Consider the following 22,764-nt stretch of genomic DNA (forward strand, 5'->3'; position numbering starts at 1 on the left):
GATTCCCCTCTTGACCGAGACCCATCAACCGAGCGGGTGATTACGCTCGCGCTCATGGCCGACTCCACCCCGCCAGCAAGCAGCCCCGCCGACCGCCCCGTCTACGTCATCGGCGGCGGCCCGGGCGGTCTCGCCGCCGCGTACGCGCTGCGCGCGCAGGGCATACGCGCCGTCGTGCTGGAGAAGTCCGACGGGGTCGGCGCGTCCTGGCGGCGCCACTACGACCGGCTGCACCTGCACACCACCCGCCGCCTTTCGGCCCTGCCCGGGCTGCCGATGCCCCGCCGCTTCGGCCGCTGGGTCTCCCGCGACAACGTCGTCAGGTACCTGGAGAAGTACGCCGAGCACCACGAGCTGGAGATCGTCACCGGCGTCGAGGTCTCCCGCGTCGAGCGCACCCCGGACGGCACGGGCTGGCTGCTGCACGCGACCGGCGGGCGCGAGCTGACCGGCGCCGCCGTGGTCGTCGCCACCGGCTACAACCACACCCCGCACCTGCCGGACTGGCCGGGCCGGGACACGTACACCGGCGCGCTCCTGCACGCCTCCGCCTACCGCAACGGCACCCCGTACACGGGCCAGGACGTCCTGGTCGTCGGCGTCGGCAACACCGGGGCCGAGATCGCCGTGGACCTGGTGGAGAGCGGGGCCGCGCGGGTGCGGCTGGCGGTGCGCACCGCCCCGCACATCGTGCGCCGCTCGACGGCCGGTTGGGCGGCCCAGTACACGGGCGTGCTCGTACGGCGGCTGCCCGTCGGCCTCGTCGACCGGCTGGCCCGGCCGATGGCGCGGCTGAGCGTGCCGGACCTGTCGGCGCACGGGCTGCCGCGCCCCGACACCGGGCTGTACAGCAGGGTCACCGAGGGCTCGATCCCGGTCCAGGACGTGGGCCTGATCGACGCCGTCCGCAAGGGCCGGGTGGAGGTCGTCGCCGCTGTCGAGGGCTTCGAGGACGGCAAGGTGCTGCTCGCCGACGGCACCCGGATCTCCCCGGACGCGGTGATCGCGGCGACGGGCTATGTGCGCGCGCTGGAGGGCCTGGTCGGACACCTGGGCGTGCTCGACGGCCGGGGCAGGCCGGTGGTCCACGGCGCCCGCTCCCCGCAGGGCGCCCCCGGCCTGTACTTCACCGGCTTCACCAACCCGATCAGCGGCATGTTCCGCGAGATGGCGATCGACGCGGAGCGGATCGCGAAGGCGGTGGCGCGGCGCGGCGGGACGGACGTGTCCCGAATCCCCGCTTGACGCGCGGCCCCGCCGGGCGCCTCATGGGTCCACGACTCCGCCCGCGCAGCACAACTCCATCGGTGCAGCACCGTTCCTGACAGTGCGTCAGTTCTGTAATCTGACACTACGTCAGTTACTTGGCAGTCACACAGGGACGGGCGGACCGATGCTTGGATCAACCCACGGCACCCTCACCACCGACTCCCGCCGGGCCCGCGTCCTCGCGTGCGGCGAACAGCCCGGACCCGCCGTCCACGGCCGCCCGGCCGACGTGGACGACCTGGACGTCAGCGGGCGCCCGCTGTACGCCGACGTCCCCGACCTGGACCGCTTCTTCCGCCCCGAGTCCGTCGCCGTCATCGGCGCCTCGGACACCGAGGGCCGCCCCAACACCGGGATCACCCGGCAGCTGGTGGCCTGGGCGGAGCGAGTGGGCGCCCGGCTGCGTCCGGTGCACCCCACCCGCGCCTCCGTCTTCGGCATCCCCTGCGTCCGGACCGTCGCCGACCTGCCGGAACAGGTCGACCTGGCCGTACTGCTCGTAGCCGACCCGCTGCCGGTCATCGAGGAACTGGCCGAGGCCAAGGTGAAGTTCGCCGTCGCCTTCGCGTCCGGCTTCGCGGAGACGGGCGAGCGGGGCGCCGCCGCACAGGCCCGGCTCACCGCCGCCGTACGCCGCTCCGGCCTGCGTCTCCTCGGCCCCAACACGAACCTCAACGCCTTCGAGCGGTTCCGCGACGACCTGGACGGTCCCGCGATCGCCCTGATCACCCAGTCCGGCCACCAGGGCCGGCCCGTCTTCGCCCTCCAGGAGCTGGGCGTACGGCTCTCCCACTGGGCGCCGACCGGCAACGAGGCCGACCTGGAGACCGCCGACTTCCTGGCCTACTTCGCCGAACGCCCGGAGGTCGGGGCGATCGCCGCCTACGTGGAGGGCCTGAAGGACGGCCGGGCCTTCCTGCTGGCCGCCGACCGGGCCGCGCGGCGCGGGGTGCCGGTGGTCGCGGTGAAGGTGGGCCGCACCGAGACCGGCGCCCGCACCGCCGCCTCCCACACCGGCAAGCTGACCGGCGCGGACGACGTGATCGACGCGGCGATGCGCCAGTACGGCGTGATACGCGTCGACGGCCTCGACGAACTCCAGGACACGGCCACCCTGTTGGCCCGGGCGAAGCCGCCGCTCGCCGACGGTGTGGTCGTCTACTCCATCTCCGGCGGCACCGGCGCCCACGTGGCCGACCTGGCGACGGCGGCGGGCCTCGGGCTCCCGGAGCTGTCGCCGGCCAAACAGGCGGAGCTGCACCAGTGGATCCCGGAGTACCTGAGCGTGGCGAACCCGGTGGACAACGGCGGCCACCCGGTGGGCGACGAGCGCGGCCGGAAGATCATCGACGCGATCCTCGCCGACCCCGCTGTCGGGGTGCTGATCTGTCCGATCACGGGCCCCTTCCCCCCGCTGAGCGACCGGCTCGTACGGGACCTGGTGGACGCGGCCGAGCGGACGGACAAGCTGGTGTGCGTGGTGTGGGGCTCCCCGGTGGGCACCGAACCGGCGTACCGGGACGTGCTGCTGGGCTCCTCCCGGGTGGCCACCTTCCGCACGGTGGCGAACTGTCTCACGGCGGTCCGCGCCTTCCTCGACCACCACCGCTTCACGCGCGCCTACCACTCCCCCTTCGACCAGGCCCCGCGCACCCCCTCGCCGTCCTACCGCAAGGCGCGCGCCCTGATGCGGCCCGGCCAGCAGCTCAGCGAGCACGCGGCCAAGCAGCTGCTGCGGGCGTACGGCATCCGGGTGCCCCGCGAGCAGCTGGTGACCAGCGCGGCGGCAGCGGTACGGGCCGCCGCGCTGGTGGGCTACCCGGTGGTGATGAAGGCGTCCGGTGCGCGGATCGCCCACAAGACGGAGCTGGGGCTGGTGCGGGTCGGCCTGACCTCGGCGAGCCAGGTACGCGACACCTACCGCGACCTGACCGACATCGCCCGCTACGAGGGCGTGCCGCTGGACGGCGTCCTGGTGTGCCAGATGGTGGAACGGGGCGTGGAGATGGTGGTCGGCGTCGGCCAGGACGACCTGTTCGGGCCGACCGTGACGGCCGGGCTGGGCGGCGTACTCGTCGAGGTCCTGCACGACACCGCCGTACGCGTACCGCCGTTCGGCGAGGACCAGGCCCACGCCATGCTGGACGAACTGCGCGGCCGGGCCCTCCTCGACGGCGTCCGCGGCCGCCCCCCGGCCGACGTGGACGCCCTGGTCGAGGTGATCCTGCGCGTCCAGCGCATGGCCCTCGAACTCGGCTCGGACCTGGCCGAGCTGGACATCAACCCGCTGATGGTGTTGCCCCGGGGGCAGGGCGCGGTGGCCCTGGACGCGCTGGCGGTGTGCCGGTGAGCGAGGTCGAGCACACCGTCGCCGGGCAGGTCGCGTACCTCACCCTGAACCGGCCCGAGACCCTGAACGCCCTGACGCCCAGCGCCCGGGACCGCCTGATCGCCCTCCTGGCGGACGCGTCGGCGGCCCCGGACGTACGGGCGGTCGTCCTCACCGGCACCGGCCGCGGCTTCTGCGCGGGCGCGGACCTGCGCGCGGGCGCGGCGACGGCGGAGCGCCTCCCCGGCGACGTGGCCCGCACGATCCGCCTCGGCGCGCAACGCCTGATCGCCGCCGTCCTGGACTGCGAGAAGCCGGTGATCGCGGCGGTGAACGGCACGGCGGCGGGCCTCGGCGCCCATCTGGCACTGGCCTGCGACCTGATCCTGGCCGCCGAGTCGGCGACCTTCATCGAGGTCTTCGTCCGCCGGGCCCTGGTCCCCGACGGCGGCGGCGCCTACCTCCTCCCCCGCCTCCTGGGCCCCCACCGGGCGAAGGAACTCATGTTCTTCGGCGACAGAGTCACGGCCCCCACCGCGGAACGCCTGGGCCTGGTCAACCGGGTCGTCCCGGACAAGGACCTGCCGAAGACCGCCCACGAGTGGGCGGCCCGCCTGGCCACGTCCCCCACCCGCACCCTGGCCCTCACCAAGCAGCTCGTCAACGCGTCCTTGGACAGCGACCGCGCCACCGCTTTCGCCGCGGAGGCGGCCGCGCAGGAGATCAACATGGCCACGCAGGACGCGCAGGAGGGGTTACGGGCGTTCGTGGAGCGCAGAAGCCCCGAGTACAAGGGCCGCTGAGGGTTCACATCTGACGAGCCGTCAGCTTCAATGGGGGATGTGATGGGACACGCAGGGGCGGCCGCCGCCGCCGTCCGTTATCTCAGGTCCACCGGGGCCCCGGCCCCCGTGGAGGCCCTGCCGCGCCCGGAGCTGCGCTGCGTCGGCGAGGACGAACGCGCGCCCGTCGACCAAGCCGAATTCCGGCGCGTGCTGGGCAACTTCGCGACCGGCGTGACCGTCATCACGGCCTCACCCGAGGCCGGCTTCGCCTGCCAGTCCTTCTCGTCCCTCTCCCTGGACCCGCCGTTGGTCGCGTTCATGGTCGGCCGTGCGTCGACGACGTGGCCGCGCATCGCCCGCGCGGGCGCCTTCTGCGTCAACGTCCTCGCCGCCGACCAGGCCGAAGTGTGCCGCGCTTTCGCGGTACGCGGGGCGGACAAGTTCGCTGGCGTGGTGTACGACGCGGCGCCCGTCTCCGGGGCGCCGCGGCTCGCCGGCGTTCTCGCCTGGGCCGACTGCACCGTCCACGCCGTCCACACCGGCGGCGACCACCTCATCGTCGTGGGGCGCGTGGACGCCCTGGGGGCGGAGGAGGGGCATCGCGCGCCGCTGCTGTTCCACAAGGGGCGGTTCCTCTAGACGCCGGTGTTCAGGCCGTCGCCGGGGTCAAGGCCGGTGTCGGGCTTCGGCGGATCACCAGGGCCATCAGTGCCGCCGCCGCGCACAGCGCGCCCGAGGCGTACCAGACCATGTCGTACGTCCCGAAGACGTCCCGCGTCACACCGCCCAGGAAGGCGACCAGTGCCGCGCCCACCTGGTGCGAGGCCAGCACCCAGCCGAAGACGATCGCGCTGTCGTCGCCGTACTGCTCACGGCACAGCGCGAGCGTGGGCGGGACCGTGGCGACCCAGTCGAGGCCGTAGAAGACGATGAAGAAGATCATCGGGGGGTGGACGCTCGGCGCCAGCAGCATCGGCAGGAAGAGGAGGGAGATGCCGCGCAGGGCGTAGTAGACCGCCAGGAGACGGCGGGGTTCGAAGCGGTCGGTGAACCAGCCGGAGGCGATCGTGCCGACCACGTCGAACACCCCGATCACCGCCAGCAGCGAGGCCGCCGCCGTCACCGGCATGCCGTGGTCGTGGGCCGCGGGCACGAAGTGGGTCTGGATCAGGCCGTTCGTGGAGGCGCCGCAGATCGCGAAGGTGCCGGCCAGCAGCCAGAACGGGCCGGTGCGCACGGCCGAGAGGAGCACGTTCACCGCCCGCCGCGCCGCGCCCGTCACCGGCGCCGGCTTCGGCACGAACTCCCGCGCCCCGTACGGCTTCAGGCCCACGTCCGCCGGGTGGTCCCGCAGCAGCAGCCACACGAAGGGGACCACCGTGAGGGCGGCCAGCGCGACCGTCACCGCCGCCGGACGCCAGTCGTACCGCGTCACCATCCACGACAGCAGCGGCAGGAAGATCAGCTGGCCGGAGGCGGACGCGGCCGTCAGGATCCCGCTGACCAGGCCCCGGCGCTCGGTGAACCAGCGGTTCGTCACCGTCGCCGCGAAGGCCAGCGCCATCGAGCCGGAGCCGAGCCCCACCAGCAGGCCCCAGCACAGCAGCAGCTGCCAGGCCGCCGTCATCCACACGGTCAGGCCGGAGCCGAGGGCGATCACCGTCAGGGCCACGGCCACCACCTTCCGGATGCCGAACCGGTCCATCAGGGCGGCGGCGAAGGGGGCGGTGAGGCCGTAGAGCGCCAGATTGATCGAGACGGCCGCGCCGATGGTGCCGCGCGACCAGCCGAAGTCCTCGTGCAGCGGGTCGATGAGCAGACCGGGCAGCGAGCGGAAGGCCGCCGCGCCGATGATCGTGACGAAGGTGACGGCGGCGACGAACCACGCGCGGTGGATCTTCCGCCCCGGCTGCCGCTCCTGGGCGGCGGCGACTGCTGTGGCTTCGGTTGTCTGGGTCACGCCATAAAGCTTCGGGGCCGCCCGCCCTCCCCCTCCACTGGCCCGAAGGACAGCATTCGCTAGGATCGGGCCATGGGTAGTGAACCCGCGTTCAAGCCGCACCGTGTCGTCGTCCTCGCCCTCGACGGGCTGCTCCCCTTCGAGCTGGGCATCCCGCACCGCATCTTCGGCCGCCCCAAGGACGCCCGGGGGCGGCACCTCTACGAGGTCGTGACCTGCTCCGTCCGCCCGCCCGGCCCCGTCGAGACGGACGCCGACTTCGCCATCATGGTCCAGCACGGCCCCGAGGCCCTCGCCACCGCGGACACGGTCATCGTCCCGGCGTCGTACGAACTCGGCCCGCTCTTCGAACGGGGCGTCCTCACCGACGAACTGGCCGCCGCCCTGGCCCACATCCGCCCCGGCACCCGCCTCGCCTCCATCTGCACGGGCGTCTACGTCCTCGCCGCCGCCGGGTATCTCGACGGCCGCCCCGCGACCACCCACTGGGCCGACGCCGAACACCTCCAGGCACTCTTCCCGCAGGTGGACGTCGACCCGGAGGTCCTCTTCATCGACGACGGCGACGTCCTGACGTCCGCGGGCGTCGCCGCCGGCATCGACCTGTGTCTGCACATGGTCCGCCGCGACCACGGCACCGCGATCGCCAACGAGGTCGCCCGCCGCACGGTCGTCCCACCGCACCGCGACGGCGGCCAGGCCCAGTACATCGAGCGGCCCGTGCCCGATCCGCAGCAGACCGGCACGACCACCGCGCGCGCGTGGGCGCTGGGCCGCCTGCACGAGCCGATCCAGCTGCGGGACATGGCCGCGCAGGAGGCCATGTCGGTACGGACCTTCACCCGCCGCTTCCGCGAGGAGACCGGCGTCAGCCCCGGCCAGTGGCTCACCCAGCAGCGCGTCGAACGCGCCCGCCACCTGCTGGAGTCCACCGACCTCTCCGTCGACCAGGTGGCCCGCGACGCCGGCTTCGGCACGGCCCAGTCGATGCGGCAGCACCTCCAGGCGGCGCTCGGGGTCACACCGACCTCGTATCGCCGCACCTTCCGCGCCGGGACCGATCGGAACGGCGGGAACAGCGGGAACAGCGGGAACGGGAGCTACGGCACGGTCGGCGCCGCCCGCTGAACGCCCCTCAGAAGGTCAGCACGGCCCGCGCCACCCGCCCCGCCTCCGCGTCCGCCCGTGCCTTCTCGAAGTCCTCGACCGGGTACGTCGCGGTCACCAGCTCGTCCAGGAGGAGCCGTCCCTCCCGGTACAGCCCGGCGTACAGGGCGATGTCCCGCTGGGGCCGTGAGGAGCCGTAGCGGCAGCCCAGGACGGCCTTGTCGAGGAAGAGGGAGGACACCAGGAAGCTCGCCTCGGCCCGCGCCCCGGGCACCCCCAGCAGGACGGCCTGTCCGTGCCGGTCGAGCAGATCGATCGCGGCCCGGATCAGCTCCACCCGTCCGACGCACTCGAAGACATGGTCGGCCCCCGTCGGCAGCACGGACCGCACCTCCTCGGCCGAGGTCAGAAAGTCCGTGGCGCCGAACAGCCGGGCGGCCTCCTCCTTCCCCGGATTGGCGTCCACGGCGACGATGCGCGACGCCCCCGCGATCCGGGCGCCCTGAAGGACATTGAGCCCGATTCCCCCGGCCCCGATGACGACGACGCTCTCCCCCTGTCCGACCCGCGCCCGGTTGAGCACGGCCCCGACCCCCGTCAGCACCCCGCACCCGATGAGCGCGGCGGACGGCAGCGGGATGTCCTTCGGTATCCGCACGGCCTGTACGGCCTTGACAAGGGTCCGTTCGGCGAAGGCGGAGTTCGCGGCGAACTGGTACAGCGGCCGCCCCGCCCGGGAGAACGGCTGCCCGGGCCGCCCGATGGACCGCCGGCACATGGTCGGCCGCCCCCGGTCGCACTCCGGGCACGCCCCGCAGTTGGCGAGCGTGGACATCGCGACATGGTCGCCGGGCGCGACATGCGTGACCCCGGCCCCGACGGCCTCCACGACGCCCGCGCCCTCGTGCCCGAGCACGACGGGCACGGGGAAGGGGATCGTCCCGTCGACGACCGACAGATCGCTGTGGCACAGCCCGGCCGCGACGACGGCGACGAGCACCTCCCCGGGCCCCGGCTCCCGTACGTCGAGATCGGCCGCGACCTCGACCCGCCGCCCGTCGAACACCACGCCTCGCATCACGGCCTACTCCCTCATCTCCTGGGCTGTCTGGGCAGACCGAGCACGCGCTCGGCGATGATCGTGCGCTGGATCTGGTCCGAGCCGCCGTAGATGGTGTCGGCCCGGGAGAACAGGAACAGGTGCTGCGCGTCGTCGAGTTCGTACGGTGCCGAGGTCCCCCAGTCCACCGGTCCGACCGCGCCGGCGGCCCCGCGCACCCGCAGGGCGACCTCTCCGAGCCGCTGATGCCACCCGCCCCACAGCAGCTTGGCGACACTGGAGGCGCCGCCGGCGTCCTGCGCCCCACCCAGGGTCCGCAGCGCGTTCCACCGCATGACGCGCAACTCGGCCCACAGCCGCACGAGTTCGTCCCGCAGAAGCGGATCCCGGTCGACCCCCGTCTCCACGGCGAGGCGGACGACCCGGCCCAACTCCTCTGCGAATCCCACCTGTTGGGCGAGCGTCGACACGCCGCGCTCGAACCCCAGCAGACTCATGGCGACCCGCCACCCGTCCCCCTCCGCCCCGACGACCTCCTCCGCGCGGGCGCCGTCGAAGAAGACCTCGTTGAAGTCACTGGTGCCCGTCATCTGCCGGATCGGCCGTACGTCGATCCGTCCCGGCTGGTCCATGGGCACGAGCAGGAAACTCAGCCCGTGATGACGTACGGACTCCGGATCGGTCCGGGCCAGCACGAAACACCAGTCGGCCTCATGGGCGAGGGAGGTCCAGATCTTCTGCCCGGTCACCCGGAACCCGTCCGCCCCCCGCTCGGCACGCGTCCGCACCCCGGCGAGATCGGACCCCGCCCCGGGCTCGCTGTACCCCTGACACCACAGCTCGGCCCCGGCGGCGATGGGCGGCAGATAGCGGGCCTTCTGTTCGGCTGTGCCGTGGACGAGCAGGGTGGGCGCGAGCAGGTTCTCCCCGATGTGCCCGGAGCGGGCGGGCGCCCCGGACCGCGCGTACTCCTCGGCCCAGACGACCTGCTGGGTGAGCGACCCGACCCGATTCCCGTAGCCGCCCTCCGACCACCCGAGCCCGATCCATCCGGCGGCCCCCAGCACCCGCTCCCACGCCCGCCGGTCGCAACCCTGGGACGCGTGAGCCCCGAGCCACTCCCGGACTTCGGCACGGAACAGGTCGTCGTCGGGGCTGTCACCGAAGTCCACGGCCACTCCTCACCACGAACCCGCGCCCGACCACGCCACAACGCCCTGCTCATCCCTGGGCATTCGGCCGCTCCCCACTCCGCGCGGCCCTCTCCATCGCCGCCAACTCCCGCAGCATCGGCATCGGATCGACCCCCACCGCCCCCGGCAGGAACTCCGCGATCGCATCCGGCGTCCACCCCCCGGGGGCGTACATCGCCCGCAGTTCCCTGGGCTGCGCCCACACCGCGATCTTCGGCCCCGCGACCGTGTAGACCTGCCCGGTGATCTCCCGCGCCCGCTCGGAGAGCAGGTAGACGACCATCGCGGCCACGTCCTCCGGCTCCCCCATCTCGGCGAGCTGCATCGGCACGCCCGCCGACATCCGCGTACGGGCCACGGGGGCGACCGCGTTCGCCGTGACGCCGTACTTGTGCAGCCCGAGCGCCGCGCTCCGGACGAGCGAGATGATCCCGCCCTTGGCGGCGCTGTAGTTGGCCTGTGCGACGGATCCCTGGTGATTGCCGCTGGTGAACCCGATCAGGGTTCCGGCGCGCTGCCGGCGCATGACGGCCGAAGCGGCGCGGAACACGGTGAACGTTCCCTTCAGATGAGTGGCGACCACCGGATCCCACTCCTCCTCGGTCATGTTGAACAGCATCCGCTCCCGCAGGATCCCGGCGACGCACACCACCCCGTCGAGCCGCCCGTACGCCGAGAGCGCCGCGTCCACGACGCGCTGTCCGCCGGCCATCGTGGAGATGTCGTCGGCGACGGCGACGGCCCGGCCGCCCGCCGCCTCGATCTCCTTCACGACGCCCTCGGCGATCTCACTGGTGGGCGAGGCCCCGTCCACGGAGACCCCGTAGTCGTTGACGACGACGGCCGCCCCCTCGGCGGCGGCCGCGAGCGCGACCGCCCGCCCGATGCCGCGTCCCGCGCCGGTCACGGCCACCACCCGCCCGGCCAAGAAGTTCCCGTTCCCCACGTCCGGCCCCTTCCCGGAGAATCTGACGGACCGTTAGATTTTATGACCGGGCAGACGGGCGAGGACAAGCCCCGGGGAGGCACGGGATGGCACTTCCGGACGAGTTCCACGAGCGGGCCAAGCGCGTCAACAACTGGGGGCGCTGGGGAGCCGACGACGAGATCGGCACCCTGAACCTCATCACGGACGAGGTGGTCCGGCGGGCGGCGGCCGAGATCCGCACGGGCCGCCGCGTCCCCCTCGCGCTGCCGCTCCAACAGGACGGCGTGCAGACGGGGATGATCCCGGGCCGGGTGAACCCGCTGCACGCGATGGTGCAGATCAACCAGGAGCTGTTCGGCCCGGGCACGGTCGCGTGCAGCGACGACGTCGTGACCATGGGCCTCCAGGCGGGCACCCACTGGGACGCCCTGCCCCATGTCTCGCACTCGGGCAAGCTCTACAACGGCCGCCCGGCGACCAGCGTCACGGCGCACGGCGGCGCCGCGTTCAGCGGCATCGACAAGCCCCGTCACATCGTCTCGCGCGGTGTCCTGCTGGACGTGGCCCGCGCGCGGAACGTGGACCGGCTGGACGGCGGCCACGCGGTGACGCCGGAGGACCTGGAGGCGGCGGAGGAACTGGCGGGAACGCGGGTCCGGGCCGGCGACATCGTCCTGGTCCGCACCGGCCAGATCCAGCTCTGCCTGTCAGGGGACCGGCACGCCTACGGCTATCCGTCCCCAGGGCTGTCGATCCGCACCCCGGAGTGGTTCCACGCGCGCGACGTCGCGGCGGTCGCCAATGACACCCTCACCTTCGAGATCTTCCCGCCCGAGATCGAGGACCTGTGGCTTCCCGTGCACGCCCTCGACCTGGTGGAGATGGGCATGCCGCAGGGGCAGAACTGGAACCTCGAAGACTTGTCCACAGCCTGTGGAGAAACAGCCCACTACGCCTTCCTCCTCTCGGCGACCCCCGAGCCCTTCACCGGCGCCACGGGCAGCCCGGTGGCACCGGTGGCGGTTCTGTAGGGGCCCTCTGCAGGGAGTCCTCGGTTGGGAGTCCTCTGTAGGAGGCCGACCGAATCCCCCCGTCGAGCAATCCGGTTGGCGGCGCGCCGCTGTCCGCCCCGAGCGCGGCACCGCGCGCCGCCATCCGGCTCCGGCGCAACGTCCCCGACCCCCCTCGGCCCTTGACGGGGAACGGCCGCCGAATCCGCGACCCACACTCGGCGAGGGCTTCCGTCACCGCCCTCGTCGTCCCCTCGCGGCGAATCGCTGACCACAAGCGTGATCAAACGGACACCTCACGTCAACACCTGATCGGGGATTTATTACTTACGCCCCTTTTGCGATGGGCGCGCACGGAAGCACACCCCGGGGCACGGAGCTGACCGACCGACAGGGACGAGAGCGCTTTCTGCCTCCGTGCACCGGCCTCGTCACACCGCCTCGTAGGCGAACCCCTCGTACGACTCGTACGCCCCGTACCCCGCGCCCTGGCGCCCCGTGCTGTCCGCCACGGCCGCCTCGGGCTCCGTACAGCGGTCGAGTTCGCACCAGATGCGCTTGCCCGCACCCTCGACGCTCCAGCCCCAGCGGTCCGCGAGGCCGTCGACGAGGGCGAGGCCCCGGCCGCCGGTCGCGTCACCGTCCGCGCACCGGGGCACCGGCACCCGCTCGCTGCGGTCGGCCACCTCCAGCCGGACGGTGAGGGGACCGGCCGCCGGTTCCACGGCCGCCGCCGGCAGGGTCAGCAGGAGCACGGCCGGGCGGCCGGTGTGCACCACCGCGTTGGTGACCAGTTCGGACACGAGCAGGACGAGCGTCTCGGCCAGCGGCTCGTCGCGCTCTATCCCGGACCCGGCCAGGCGCGAACGGGCCCACCTCCGGGCGCGCCCCACTTCAGCGGGGTCGGGCCGGATCTCCAGCTGCACTTGAAGCACCTGCACCGCTCACACCATCCGAACCGGCGGACACATGGCCGCACGCCACGCGGACACCGCGCGACACGCGAGCACCATGACGACGAGGGCCACGATCGTAGCCATTTTCCGCATGACCAGAACAACAGCCATGGGCAGGGTGACGGACCGTGAATCCGTTACAGGACAGCTTGATTGACGTACAGTCACCTCAACAAGCGCTTCGGGCATATTCCAGCGCGAAGGAGTACCCGTGCGGCATACTGTGCGACGCTCTTCAGGGGGAGTCGAACAGGCAACAGCCGCATCGCGGTCACCGCTTTCCACTCCCATTCCCCAGACGGTACCGGAGCGATTCGCCGACTCCGGGCCGTGACGGGGCGGGGGAAAGACACAACCCGATATCAACGCTCCGTGACAGCCGAATGCCACGATCCGCGACACCGTTGGCCCGAGCTCAGGCCGCTCCCCCGGTCCCGGCGAGATCGGCGGCGAGCAGCTCCTCACTCCCCGCGCCCCCACCCGTACGCCGTGCGCGCACCCAGGCCCGCTTGAGGTGCAGGTGCACCTCGGCCTCCCAGGTGAACCCCATCCCCCCGTGCACCTGCACACAGTCCCGGGCACCGCGCACGGCCGCCTCGTCGGCGAGGAGCCTGGCGGCGGCGATGTCGGCGGGGTCCTCGGTGAGGGCGGCGGCGTACACGGCCACGCGGGCGAGCTCCACGCGCGCGTACAGGTCGGCGCAGAGGTGCTGGACCGCCTGGAAGGACCCCACCGGCCGACCGAACTGCTCCCGCGTGCACGCGTGTTGCACCGCGAGCTCGCACACCCGCCCGGCGGACCCGAGCTGCTCGGCGGCGGTGAGGAGGGACGCGACGGCGCCGGGGACGGAAACGGGACCCTGCCCGGGCGGCACCGGCACCCGATGCAGCGGCGTCAGCGGATCCACCGACCGTACGGGTACGGCCCCCGAGGCGTCTCCGAGCACCACGTCCGCCTCCGCGAGCCACTCCACGAGGCCCCCGTCGACCGCCGCCACGACGACCTCCCCGCTCGCCGCGCCCGGCACGGTCCCCGCCGCGAGATGCGTGGCCACGAGCGGCCCCGGGACGAGGGCTCGTCCCGTCTCCTCGAACGCCAACACGGCCTCGGCCGGCCCCAGTCCGACCCCACCGTCCGCCTCGGCCAGCCGGAGCGAGAAGAAGCCCAGCTTCCCGAGCGCCCCCCACAGCTCCCGATCCAGACGGGACGCGTCCGCCGTCGGACGACGACGCCCCACAACACCCCGCACCGCCGCCCGCAACGCCCGCTGCTCCTCGGTCAGTCGGAACCGCACCGCAGCTCACCTCCCCTTCGGCAGTCCCATGATCCGTTCCGCGACGATCGTCCGCTGGATCTGGGAGGTCCCCGCCGCGATCGTGTACGAGAGCGACGACAGCCGGTCCAGCACCCACGGCCGGTCCAGGTCCAGTGACGCGTCCCCCGCGACCTCCGCGGCCGTGTCGTAGAGGTCCTGGCGGGCGTGCGAGTAGCGGAGTTTGAAGACCGAGCCGCCGACCCCGGGCGCCCCGCCGCTGACGTTCCACTGCGTGAGCCGCCACAGGGCGCGGAACTCGGCGTTCAGACGGCCCAGCCGGCGGCGCAGCGCCGGGTCGTCCCAGCGGCCGTTGCGCCGGGCCTCGGCGGCGAGTTCGGTCAGCACGCGGCGGCAGGCGACCACCTCGCCGGCGAACGCCGTCCCCCGCTCGAAGGACAGCGTCACCATCGTCACCCGCCAGCCGTCGTTCTCCTCGCCGACCCGGTTGGCCACCGGCACCGGCACCTCGTCGAGGAACACCTCGGCGAACTCGGCCGACCCGGCGAGCGTCCGCAGCGGTCGTACGGTGATGCCGGGCGCGTCCATGGGCATCGCGAGCCAGCTGATCCCCCGGTGCTTGGGTGCAGCCGGGTCGGTCCGCACCAACAGCTCGCACCAGTCGGCGACTTCGGCGTGCGAGGTCCAGATCTTCGAGCCGGACACGACATAGACGTCGCCCTCCCGTCGCGCGCGCGTGCGCAGGGAGGCGAGGTCCGATCCGGCCTCGGGCTCGCTGAAGCCCTGGCACCACACCTCCTCCCCGCGCAGGATCGGCGGCAGCCAGCGCGCCCGCTGTTCCTCGGTGCCCTCGGCGGCGATGGTGGGCCCGGCGTGCAGCAGCCCGACGAATCCGGCGCCCACGTAGGGTGCGCCGGCCTTCTCCGTCTCCTCCAGGAAGATCAGCCGTACGGTCGGCGAGGCGCCCCAGTGGACGTCCCCGTACCCGGCGTCGTACAGCGTCCGCTGCCAGCCGAGGTCGTACGCGCGCCGCCCGGGCCAGTCCTCGGGCGAGGGCTTGGGCGGCAGCGTCGGCAGTGTCTTGCCGAGCCACTCCCGCAGCCGCGCCCGGAATTCCTCCTCCTCGGGGGTGAGGGCGAGGTCCATCACCTGTCGAGGTCCAGGTCCAGCATGCGGATGGCGTTGCCCCGCATCAGCTTGTAGACCGTCTCGTCGTCGAGGCCCTTCACATGGTCGAGGGCGACCTCCTTGGTGTGCGGGAAGGTCGAGTCGACGTGCGGATAGTCGGTCTCGAAGGTCGCGTTGTCGCGGCCGACCACGTCCAGGGACGCGACGCCGTGCTTGTCGCGGAAGAAGCAGCAGAAGATCTGCCGGTAGTAGTACGTCGACGGCGGCTCGGGGATCAGGTCCCGCACCCCGCCCCACGCGCGGTGCTCCTCCCAGACGTCGTCGGCGCGCTCCAGGGCGTACGGGATCCAGCCCATCTGGCCTTCGGAGTAGGCGAGTTTGAGCGTCGGGTGGCGCACGAGGACCCCGCTGAAGAGGAAGTCCATCATCGAGGCCATGGCGTTGTTGAAGCTGAGCGAGGCCTGGACGGCGGGCGGTGCGTCGGGGGAGGCGGCCGGCATCTGGGAGCTGGACCCGATGTGCATGTTGATCACCGTGCCGGTCTCCTGACAGACCGCGAAGAAGGGGTCCCAGTAGCCGGAGTGGATGGACGGCAGTCCGAGGTGGGTGGGGATCTCGGAGAAGGTGACGGCCTTCACCCCGCGAGCGGCGTTGCGGCGGATCTCCGCGACGGCGAGGTCGATGTCCCACAGCGGGATCAGGCACAGCGGGATGAGCCGGCCGCCGCTGTCGCCGCACCACTCCTCGACCATCCAGTCGTTGTAGGCGCGCACGCAGGCGAGCGCGACCTCCTTGTCGTGCGCCTCGGCGAAGGTCTGGCCGCAGAAGCGGGGGAAGGAGGGGAAGCACAGGGACGCCTCGACGTGGTTGAGGTCCATGTCCTCCAGGCGGGCCTTGGGGTCCCAGCACCCGCGCCGCATCTCCTCGCGGGTGATGCCCTCCAGGGTCATCTCGTCCCGGTCGAAGCCGACGGCGGCGATGTTGCGCTTGTACGGGAACTTCAGGTCCTCGTAGATCCACCAGTCGGTGGGCGGCCCCTCGGGGTCCATCGTGATCTGGTATTTGCCGCCGATGTAGGCGAGTTCGCCGATGCCGGCGGTGAGCGGCTGGGGTCCCCGGTCGCGGTACTTGGCGGGCAGCCAGGTCGAGAAGAGGTGCGCGGGTTCGATCACATGGTCGTCGACGCTGATGACGCGCGGCAGTTCGGTCTCCATGGTGGCCTCCTGGTGGCCCTCCGCCGGACGGTGTGCATCTGATGGGTGTATCTGATGGGTCGTCAGATAGCATGTCACCTGACGAGTCGTCAGCCAAGCAGGGGGCACCCGTGAACGAGACCCCGCACTCCCTGAGCTCCGCCCGCACGCTGTGGGAACTCCTCGACCGCCGCGCCGCGCTCACCCCCGACCGCCCCGTCCTCCTCCAGGGCGACCGCTCCCTGAGCTTCGGCGGGCTGCGCGAGCGCGCCGAGCGCGTGGCGGCCGGTCTGTACGACCGGGGCGTACGCCCCGGCACGGTCGTCGCCTGGCAGCTGCCCACCCGCATCGAGACGGCCGTCCTGGCCTTCGCCCTGGCCCGCCTGGGCGCGGTCCAGTCGCCGGTCATCCCCTTCTACCGGGACCGCGAGGTCGGCTTCGCGCTGCGGGAGTCCAGGGCCGAGTTCTTCGCGACACCGGGCGTGTGGCGGGGCTTCGACCACTCCGAGATGGCCCGGCGTCTGGGCGCCAAGGGCGTCTTCGAGGCGTACGACGACCTGCCCGAGGGCGACCCGCACCGGCTGCCGCCCCCGCCCGCCGACGGCACCTCGGTGCGCTGGATCTACTGGACCTCCGGGACCACCTCGAACCCCAAGGGCGTTCTGCACACCGACCGTTCGCTGATCGCGGGCGGCTCCTGCCTCGCGCACGCGCTCCACCTGTCCGCCGACGACGTGGGCTCGATGGCCTTCCCCTACGCCCACATCGCCGGCCCCGACTACACGGTGATGCTGCTGCTGTACGGCTTCCCGGCGGTGATGTTCGAGCACTTCGCGCTGCCGGACGCGCTCACGGAGTACCGGCGGCACGGGGTGACGGTCGCGGGCGGCTCCACCGCCTTCTACTCGATGTTCCTGGCCGAGCAGCGGGCCCTGCCGGACGGCGAACGGCTCATTCCCTCGCTACGGCTCCTCGCGGGCGGCGGAGCGCCCAAGCCACCGGAGCTGTACCACGCCGTCGTACGGGAAATGGGCGTGCGGCTCACCCATGGATACGGCATGACCGAGGTGCCGATGATCACCATGGGCGCCCCCGACGACACGGCCGAGAACCTGGCGACGACCGAGGGCCGCCCGCCGGACGGCATGGAGATACGGATCGTGGACGGCGAGGTCCGGCTGCGCGGAGAGGCGGTGTGCCGGGGCTATCTGGACCCGGCGCAGACGGCCGAGGCGTTCGACGCGGACGGCTTCCTGCGCACCGGCGACCTGGGGTTCGTGAAGGACAGCGGCCATCTGGTGCTCACCGGACGGCTCAAGGACGTCATCATCCGCAAGGGCGAGAACGTGTCGGCGAAGGAGATCGAGGATCTGCTGGCCGCCCACCCGGACGTCGGGGACGTGGCGGTGATCGGCCTGCCGGACCCCGAACGCGGGGAGCGCGTCTGCGCGGTGGTCGAACAGCCGCCGGGGGCGCGCGAGCTGACGCTGGCGGCGCTGACGTCGTATCTGCGCGCGGAAGGGCTGTCCGTGCACAAGCTGCCGGAGCAGCTGGAGGTGGTGGACGCCCTTCCGCGCAACGAGACCCTGCGCAAGGTGCTCAAGTACAAGCTGCGCGAGCGCTACTCGGGGACGGTGAAGTAGCGGGCGAACGCCGGCACGACGTCCTGCTCGCCCACCTGGCCGTCGCCGTCGGCGTCCAGCGCGGCGGCCGTCGTGGAGGCGACGCCCTCGGGGACGCCGAGCGCCCGCAACGCGCGCGCCGTGTCATCGACGGTGGCCGCTCCGTCCCCGTCGCCGTCGGCGATGGCGAGGGCCGCATGCAGGAAGGGCCGGGCGATCTCCGCGAACCGCTCCGGATTGTCCCGCAGCCGCTTGACGGCGCCGCCCACGAACTCGTCCCGGGTGATGCGCTGATCGCCGTCCCGGTCCGCTATCCCCGCCATGCCCTGCCAGAACGCCTCGGCGCCGGCGTACAGCGCCTGCCCCTTGTCCGACCGGGCCGCGACGGCGAACTCGGCGAGCAGCGCCTTGGCCGCGCCGCTGAAGTCCTCCCGGTCGATCCAGCCGTTGTGATCCTGGTCGAAGGTGGCGAAGCGGTCCGCGATCCGCCGCTCGTACTCACTGCTGACCATGTGCCTCGGTCCGCCTTACATCATCACGTGGGGGTATGTCTGCGAGGAGCGTACGACGCCGATGACGCGGGGGAAGCCAGAAGACGAACCTGGGGCAACGAAAGGGAGCGGGGCGGTATCGCCATCGCGCTACGCGGACAACGGCTCGGAACTAACCGCGTCCTCGAGGTCCCCGTACACATCGAACAACCGCCGCACCCCGAGCGCCCCGAACACCCGGTTCACATGAGACTCCTCCACGGCTCCCCGAGCGGGCAGCACCAGCCGCAGCCGCCCCTGGCAGCTCCGCAGCAACCGCCGCGCGGCGATCAGCACCCCCACCCCGCTGGAGTCGCAGAACCTCACCTCGGAGAGGTCGAGGACGAGCAACCGCCTCCCGTCGGCGACCGCATCGTGCACCCGTTGTCGCAGCGCGGGCGAGGTCACCAGGTCCAGTTCCCCCGACACCTGGAGCACGGCCCACTCCCCGCGCTCGCCGCCGGTCACTTTGAACGCCACCACCACGCCCTTCGCTCGCTGGAACGGAAGCCGGCCCTTCGCTTCCTTGCAGCGCGGCTGCCCAGCGGCCGTTCCCCGAAACACCGGCCCAAAAACAGAAAGCAAAGGAAAGAGGCTTGTTTCGGTCGCATTCGATCCGATTCGATCGTGGTGCGTGTGTCCGGCCGCCAATACCACCCTGGGTTCCGCCGGGGGCGCACATTGCGACAAAGGAGCGTGCGGTGTCAGACATGCCGACTACATTCGATGAGACGGTGGACGCAGGCTGGACTCGGACACAGGGGTGAGGGGGCCCATATGGCGAAGAAGGACGCACCGCCCCGCTGGGACCGCAGGATGCAGCAGCGGCTGGCCCGCGGCGAGGCGGCGGCCCTCGGCGAGCTCTACGACCGTTTCGCTTCGCTCGTGCACGGACTCGCCCACCGCGTGCTCGGGGACGAACGGGCCGCCGACGGCATCACCCGCGAGGTCTTCACCCACGTCTGGGAACACCCCGACGCCTACGACCCGAAGACCGGACCCCTGCGCACCTGGGTCGCCACCCTCACCCACCGCCTCGCCGTCCAGCGACTGCGCGCCACCGAGACCGCCGCGCTCGCCCGGGGCGGCCCCGGCACCACCGAGGACCTGGAGCTGAAGGTGCGGCACGCCGCGGTCGCCGCCCGCGCCGACTACATCGTCCAGCAGATGCCGTCCCCGCTGCGGGCCGCCCTGGAGCTGGCCTACTTCCAGCGCCGCGACTACCGGCAGGCCGCCACCGACCTCAGCATCACCGAGGACGAGGCCCGCCGCCGGCTCCGCCTCGGCCTCCAGCTGCTGTCCACGGCCCACGACACGGCCGCACCGGGCGCCCCGCCCGGATACGGGGGTGCGGCGTGAGCGACGCGCACCGGTCCGAGGCGTTCGACGACGGAGAGGAGCCCGAGGAGCAGAGCGAAGCACCCACGGGCCACGGAGAGTACGACGGCGGTGCTTTCGGGGACGACGGTCCCCGGGGCCCGCGCGGAGGCGACGGAAGCGGCCCCGACCAGCCGCCCCGGCCGCCCCGCATACCGATGCCGCGTACGTCCGTGGAGGACAGCGGGCTGCCGCTGCCCGAGCCGCACGACGACCAGGGGGAGGACGCGCCCGGCGTGAACGACCAGGGGGACAAGACAGACAGAGGGGACACACAAGCCAAGGTGGACGAGGCGGACACCGCCGAGCCGCCGGCGCTGGACCACCGGGTGCTCAAGTCACTGCTGGGCGCCTGGGCCCTCGCGGCCTGCTCGGCGCGGGAGACCGCCGCCGTCGAGGAGCACCTGGGCGGCTGCGGCGCCTGCGCGGAGGAGGCACGCCGGCTGCGCGAGGCGGTCGGCCTGCTCCAGAAACCGGAGAGCCTCGACCTCGACCCGGGCCTGCGCACCCGCGTCCTGGACGCCTGCCTGGACCGGCGCGCGCCGCGCATCCCGGTACCCGAGTGGGCGGCGCCGTACGACGCGGAGACGGCCCGCCTGGACGCGCTGCTCCAGGACTTCGGGGACGCCGAGTGGCACGCCCCGGTGCGGCTGCGGTGGTTCGAGGGCGAGGCCACGCGGAACCGCCGTACGACCGTCGCCGGGGTGATCGCCCATCTACTCGCCGTCGACGGACTCGTCGCCCTGGCACTGGGCCTGGAGGATCCGCTCGGCGAGGCCGGGGACGCGCCGAGGGGCCCGGCCGACCGCACCGACCGGTACTGGCGCGACGCCCGCTTCCCGCCCACCCGGACCGTACGGGCGCCCTGGCGGGAGCAGAGCCACGGCATCGTACGGAGCGTGTCCTTCACGGGCGGCACCGGACGGCTGGGCGTACCGTACGGCGACGGCGTGGAGCTGCCGCTGCGGGACGCGATGCTGGACCGGGCGTTCGAGTGCTGGGTGCACGCGGAGGACATAGCGGACGCCGTGAACTATCCCTACACGCCGCCCGCGCCCCGCCACCTCCACCAGATGATCGACCTGGCGGTGCGGATGCTGCCGGACGCCCTGGCGAACCGCCGGCAGGCGGGCCTGGCCGCGCCGGTGCAGGAGCTGGTGGCGGCGGGCCGACCCGGCCGCACCCTGCGCCTGGAGATCGAGGGCACGGGCGGCGGCGAGTGGCTGATCCCCCTGGACTCCCCGGCGGCGGTGGGCTCCGCCGCGCACGAGGTGGCCCACGTCGCCCTGGACGACGTGGAGTTCTGCCAGCTGGCGGCGGGCCACGTGGCTCCTGCGGAGGCGGCAGCGGGGCAGGTCGGTGATCGTGAGGCGATTGGTGATGTGCTGTTGGCGGTGGCGTCGATGAGCCGTATGTAGGGGGCGGTGGCGGATTCGCGGGCGGCTGCGGGTAGTCGTTGGCTTGTCGCGCAGTTCCCCGCGCCCCTTAATCTCACGGTGAGATCAAGGGGCGCGGGGAACTGCGCGAGCAACCACGAACCACCCGCAGCCGCCCTCGAACCGAACCCCCCGTGCTCCTAGGCGAACACCACCGTCCGCCGCCCATTGAGAAGAATCCGCCGCTCCGCATGCCACTTCACGGCCCGCGCCAGCGCCTGGCACTCCACATCCCGGCCTATCGCGACGAGCTGATCCGGCGTCACACCGTGCCCGACCCGCTCGACCTCCTGCTCGATGATCGGCCCCTCATCGAGATCCGCGGTCACGTAATGCGCCGTCGCCCCGATGAGCTTCACCCCTCGCGCATGCGCCTGGTGATACGGCTTCGCACCCTTGAAGCTCGGCAGGAACGAGTGGTGGATGTTGATGATCCGCCCGCTCAGCTGCTTGCACAGGTCGTCGGAGAGGACCTGCATGTAGCGGGCCAGCACGACCAGCTCGACGTCGTTCTCCCGGACGATGTCGAGAAGCCGCGCCTCGGCCTCCGCCTTGGTGTCCTTCGTCACCGGGATGTGGTGGAAGGGGACGTTGTACGACCCCACCAGCTCGGCGAAGTCGGTGTGGTTGGACACCACCGCCGCGATCTCCACCGGCAGCGCGCCGATCCGGGCGCGGAAGAGCAGGTCGTTGAGGCAGTGCCCGAACTTGCTGACCATCAGGACGATGCGCATCCTGTCGTCGGCCCGGTTGAGCTGCCAGTCCATCTGGAACGAGTCACCGATCGCCGCGAAGCTCGCCCGCAGCTTCTCCACGGTCAGCGGCGCCTCGGCCGAGAAATGGACGCGCATGAAGAACAGCCCGGTGTCGTGATCACCGAACTGCTGACTGTCCTCGATGTTGCATCCGGTCATGAACAGGTAGCTCGACACGGCGTGCACGATGCCCTGCTTGTCCGGGCAGGACAGGGTGAGGACGTACTGATCGGCGGGGTTCGCCGCGGCTCGCTTGGTCTGCTCGGTCATGCACCACAGCGTCCCATACGGACCCCCTCCCCCGGCAGGCCGTCCCGCTACGCGGACCTCGTCAGGATCCGCAGCACCTCCAGGGTGCGCGGCGCCGCCTCCGGGTCCTCACCGTCGCTCACGGCCATCCGCACATGCGCGTCCCGCGCCGCCCGCACCGCCTCGGGCCACGCCTCGTGGTCGAGGTAGGCGGAGACCGGCGCGTCCGGGCCGACCTGGTGCATGATCCGCAGCACCCGCAGCACCGCGGTGTCCACCAGGGCCGCCTCCTGGGAGTCCCGGAAGATCGTGCCGACGTACTTCTCGGCGGACCAGTTGTCCAGCCAGGTGTCCTCGACCAGGCGGTACACGGCGTCGGTGACGTCCCCGTACCCGTCGAGGCCGGCCAGCCAGACGTCCCGCTGGAACACCGGGTCGGAGAGCATGTGCAGCGCGGAGCGCACATTGCTGCGCCAGCGCCACCACGGCATGTCGTTGAGTGGCATGCCGCCCATGGTGGATGAGCGACGGGCACGACGTGAAGAGTTCTCCGGAGCTTGCACGGTCATTGATCGTACGATCCGCGTCACATCGGTCGCACCGG

Annotated in this window: 21 protein-coding genes; 9 read left to right on the top strand and 12 right to left on the bottom strand. The window is 72.3% G+C overall.

The annotated features are described in order from the left end of the window. The first annotated feature begins 54 nt into the window (after positions 1-54). The 4 genes from ACZ5NW_RS30910 (at position 55) to ACZ5NW_RS30925 (ending at position 5,022) form a co-directional block, all read left to right on the top strand. Positions 55-1,245, top strand: a complete 1,191-nt coding sequence (locus ACZ5NW_RS30910; protein ID WP_468747265.1) for a flavin-containing monooxygenase — start codon at positions 55-57, stop codon at positions 1,243-1,245. Positions 1,246-1,393: 148 nt separating this feature from the next. Continuing rightward, a complete protein-coding gene (locus tag ACZ5NW_RS30915; RefSeq protein WP_468747266.1) occupies positions 1,394-3,619 on the top strand; it encodes an acetate--CoA ligase family protein in 2,226 nt (741 codons plus the stop codon). Beyond that, a complete protein-coding gene (locus ACZ5NW_RS30920) occupies positions 3,610-4,401 on the top strand; it encodes an enoyl-CoA hydratase/isomerase family protein (RefSeq protein ID WP_468747267.1) in 792 nt (263 codons plus the stop codon). The genes ACZ5NW_RS30915 and ACZ5NW_RS30920 overlap by 10 nt, the downstream gene beginning before the upstream one ends. Before the next feature lie 42 nt (positions 4,402-4,443). Beyond that, positions 4,444-5,022: a flavin reductase family protein gene (locus tag ACZ5NW_RS30925; RefSeq protein WP_468747268.1), complete on the top strand. Its 579-nt coding sequence runs from the start codon at positions 4,444-4,446 to the stop codon at positions 5,020-5,022. Between the two features lie 10 nt (positions 5,023-5,032). Here the strand turns inward: ACZ5NW_RS30925 and ACZ5NW_RS30930 are convergent, their stop codons facing one another. Further along, complete coding sequence (locus tag ACZ5NW_RS30930; RefSeq protein WP_468747269.1) at positions 5,033-6,343, bottom strand: MFS transporter; 1,311 nt, start codon at positions 6,341-6,343, stop codon at positions 5,033-5,035. Positions 6,344-6,415: 72 nt separating this feature from the next. Here ACZ5NW_RS30930 and ACZ5NW_RS30935 point away from each other — a divergent pair, with 72 nt between their 5' ends. Beyond that, positions 6,416-7,471 (top strand): GlxA family transcriptional regulator, encoded by a 1,056-nt coding sequence (locus tag ACZ5NW_RS30935; RefSeq protein WP_468747270.1) that lies wholly within the window; start codon positions 6,416-6,418, stop codon positions 7,469-7,471. A gap of 7 nt (positions 7,472-7,478) precedes the next feature. Here the strand turns inward: ACZ5NW_RS30935 and ACZ5NW_RS30940 are convergent, their stop codons facing one another. Genes ACZ5NW_RS30940 through ACZ5NW_RS30950 form a run of 3 tightly spaced genes read right to left on the bottom strand, consistent with a single transcriptional unit; the run spans position 7,479 to position 10,649 of the window. After that, positions 7,479-8,528 carry a Zn-dependent alcohol dehydrogenase gene (locus ACZ5NW_RS30940; RefSeq protein WP_468747352.1) on the bottom strand — a complete coding sequence of 350 codons (1,050 nt, stop codon included), beginning with the start codon at positions 8,526-8,528 and terminating at the stop codon, positions 7,479-7,481. A gap of 14 nt (positions 8,529-8,542) precedes the next feature. After that, complete coding sequence (locus ACZ5NW_RS30945) at positions 8,543-9,682, bottom strand: acyl-CoA dehydrogenase family protein (protein ID WP_468747271.1); 1,140 nt, start codon at positions 9,680-9,682, stop codon at positions 8,543-8,545. 49 nt (positions 9,683-9,731) lie between these two features. After that, positions 9,732-10,649, bottom strand: coding sequence for an SDR family oxidoreductase (locus ACZ5NW_RS30950; protein ID WP_468747272.1), 918 nt, complete (start codon positions 10,647-10,649; stop codon positions 9,732-9,734). An 86-nt stretch (positions 10,650-10,735) separates the two neighbouring features. On the opposite strand from ACZ5NW_RS30950, the gene ACZ5NW_RS30955 reads away from it, so the two are divergent. Next, entirely contained in the window at positions 10,736-11,662 is a 927-nt protein-coding gene (locus ACZ5NW_RS30955) for a cyclase family protein (RefSeq protein ID WP_468747273.1), read from the top strand. 410 nt (positions 11,663-12,072) lie between these two features. Here ACZ5NW_RS30955 and ACZ5NW_RS30960 read toward each other — a convergent pair whose 3' ends face one another. The 4 genes from ACZ5NW_RS30960 to ACZ5NW_RS30975 form a co-directional block, all read right to left on the bottom strand. Next, entirely contained in the window at positions 12,073-12,582 is a 510-nt protein-coding gene (locus tag ACZ5NW_RS30960; protein WP_468747274.1) for an ATP-binding protein, read from the bottom strand. Between the two features lie 430 nt (positions 12,583-13,012). Then, positions 13,013-13,891, bottom strand: coding sequence for an acyl-CoA dehydrogenase family protein (locus ACZ5NW_RS30965; protein ID WP_468747275.1), 879 nt, complete (start codon positions 13,889-13,891; stop codon positions 13,013-13,015). Between the two features lie 6 nt (positions 13,892-13,897). Continuing rightward, positions 13,898-15,016, bottom strand: a complete 1,119-nt coding sequence (locus ACZ5NW_RS30970) for an acyl-CoA dehydrogenase family protein (protein ID WP_468747276.1) — start codon at positions 15,014-15,016, stop codon at positions 13,898-13,900. Continuing rightward, positions 15,016-16,212 carry an amidohydrolase family protein gene (locus ACZ5NW_RS30975; protein ID WP_468747277.1) on the bottom strand — a complete coding sequence of 399 codons (1,197 nt, stop codon included), beginning with the start codon at positions 16,210-16,212 and terminating at the stop codon, positions 15,016-15,018. The genes ACZ5NW_RS30970 and ACZ5NW_RS30975 overlap by 1 nt, the downstream gene beginning before the upstream one ends. A gap of 110 nt (positions 16,213-16,322) precedes the next feature. Here ACZ5NW_RS30975 and ACZ5NW_RS30980 point away from each other — a divergent pair, with 110 nt between their 5' ends. Next, positions 16,323-17,834 carry a class I adenylate-forming enzyme family protein gene (locus tag ACZ5NW_RS30980; RefSeq protein ID WP_468747278.1) on the top strand — a complete coding sequence of 504 codons (1,512 nt, stop codon included), beginning with the start codon at positions 16,323-16,325 and terminating at the stop codon, positions 17,832-17,834. On the opposite strand, the gene ACZ5NW_RS30985 is transcribed toward ACZ5NW_RS30980, so the two are convergent. Continuing rightward, complete coding sequence (locus tag ACZ5NW_RS30985; RefSeq protein WP_468747279.1) at positions 17,813-18,325, bottom strand: EF-hand domain-containing protein; 513 nt, start codon at positions 18,323-18,325, stop codon at positions 17,813-17,815. The two genes, ACZ5NW_RS30980 and ACZ5NW_RS30985, sit on opposite strands and share 22 nt — an antisense overlap. Before the next feature lie 129 nt (positions 18,326-18,454). Next, entirely contained in the window at positions 18,455-18,829 is a 375-nt protein-coding gene (locus ACZ5NW_RS30990) for an STAS domain-containing protein (RefSeq protein WP_468747280.1), read from the bottom strand. Between the two features lie 291 nt (positions 18,830-19,120). Between ACZ5NW_RS30990 and ACZ5NW_RS30995 the strand changes: the two genes are divergently transcribed. Next, positions 19,121-19,702 (top strand): sigma-70 family RNA polymerase sigma factor, encoded by a 582-nt coding sequence (locus tag ACZ5NW_RS30995; RefSeq protein WP_468747281.1) that lies wholly within the window; start codon positions 19,121-19,123, stop codon positions 19,700-19,702. Next, positions 19,699-21,138: a zf-HC2 domain-containing protein gene (locus ACZ5NW_RS31000; RefSeq protein WP_468747282.1), complete on the top strand. Its 1,440-nt coding sequence runs from the start codon at positions 19,699-19,701 to the stop codon at positions 21,136-21,138. The genes ACZ5NW_RS30995 and ACZ5NW_RS31000 overlap by 4 nt, the downstream gene beginning before the upstream one ends. Before the next feature lie 158 nt (positions 21,139-21,296). Here the strand turns inward: ACZ5NW_RS31000 and purU are convergent, their stop codons facing one another. Further along, positions 21,297-22,181 carry a formyltetrahydrofolate deformylase gene (gene purU, locus ACZ5NW_RS31005; RefSeq protein WP_468747283.1) on the bottom strand — a complete coding sequence of 295 codons (885 nt, stop codon included), beginning with the start codon at positions 22,179-22,181 and terminating at the stop codon, positions 21,297-21,299. A 47-nt stretch (positions 22,182-22,228) separates the two neighbouring features. After that, the gene (locus ACZ5NW_RS31010) at positions 22,229-22,729 is read right to left on the bottom strand and encodes an SCO4402 family protein (protein WP_468747284.1); all 501 of its coding nucleotides are present in this window, start codon (positions 22,727-22,729) and stop codon (positions 22,229-22,231) included. Between the last annotated feature and the right edge of the window lie 35 nt (positions 22,730-22,764).

The organism is Streptomyces sp. NPDC032126 (assembly GCF_055580085.1).

Excerpts from the sequence above, each read along its gene's own strand:
- ACZ5NW_RS30955 (WP_468747273.1), top strand. The coding sequence starts at position 10,736 with ATGGCACTTCCGGACGAGTTCCACGAGCGGGCCAAGCGCGTCAACAAC.
- ACZ5NW_RS30970 (WP_468747276.1), bottom strand. The coding sequence starts at position 15,016 with ATGGACCTCGCCCTCACCCCCGAGGAGGAGGAATTCCGGGCGCGGCTG.
- ACZ5NW_RS30940 (WP_468747352.1), bottom strand. The coding sequence starts at position 8,528 with ATGCGAGGCGTGGTGTTCGACGGGCGGCGGGTCGAGGTCGCGGCCGAT.
- ACZ5NW_RS30975 (WP_468747277.1), bottom strand. The coding sequence starts at position 16,212 with ATGGAGACCGAACTGCCGCGCGTCATCAGCGTCGACGACCATGTGATC.
- ACZ5NW_RS30935 (WP_468747270.1), top strand. The coding sequence starts at position 6,416 with ATGGGTAGTGAACCCGCGTTCAAGCCGCACCGTGTCGTCGTCCTCGCC.
- ACZ5NW_RS30985 (WP_468747279.1), bottom strand. The coding sequence starts at position 18,325 with ATGGTCAGCAGTGAGTACGAGCGGCGGATCGCGGACCGCTTCGCCACC.
- ACZ5NW_RS30915 (WP_468747266.1), top strand. The coding sequence starts at position 1,394 with ATGCTTGGATCAACCCACGGCACCCTCACCACCGACTCCCGCCGGGCC.
- ACZ5NW_RS30925 (WP_468747268.1), top strand. The coding sequence starts at position 4,444 with ATGGGACACGCAGGGGCGGCCGCCGCCGCCGTCCGTTATCTCAGGTCC.
- ACZ5NW_RS30910 (WP_468747265.1), top strand. The coding sequence starts at position 55 with ATGGCCGACTCCACCCCGCCAGCAAGCAGCCCCGCCGACCGCCCCGTC.
- purU (WP_468747283.1), bottom strand. The coding sequence starts at position 22,181 with ATGACCGAGCAGACCAAGCGAGCCGCGGCGAACCCCGCCGATCAGTAC.
- ACZ5NW_RS31010 (WP_468747284.1), bottom strand. The coding sequence starts at position 22,729 with ATGACCGTGCAAGCTCCGGAGAACTCTTCACGTCGTGCCCGTCGCTCA.
- ACZ5NW_RS30995 (WP_468747281.1), top strand. The coding sequence starts at position 19,121 with ATGGCGAAGAAGGACGCACCGCCCCGCTGGGACCGCAGGATGCAGCAG.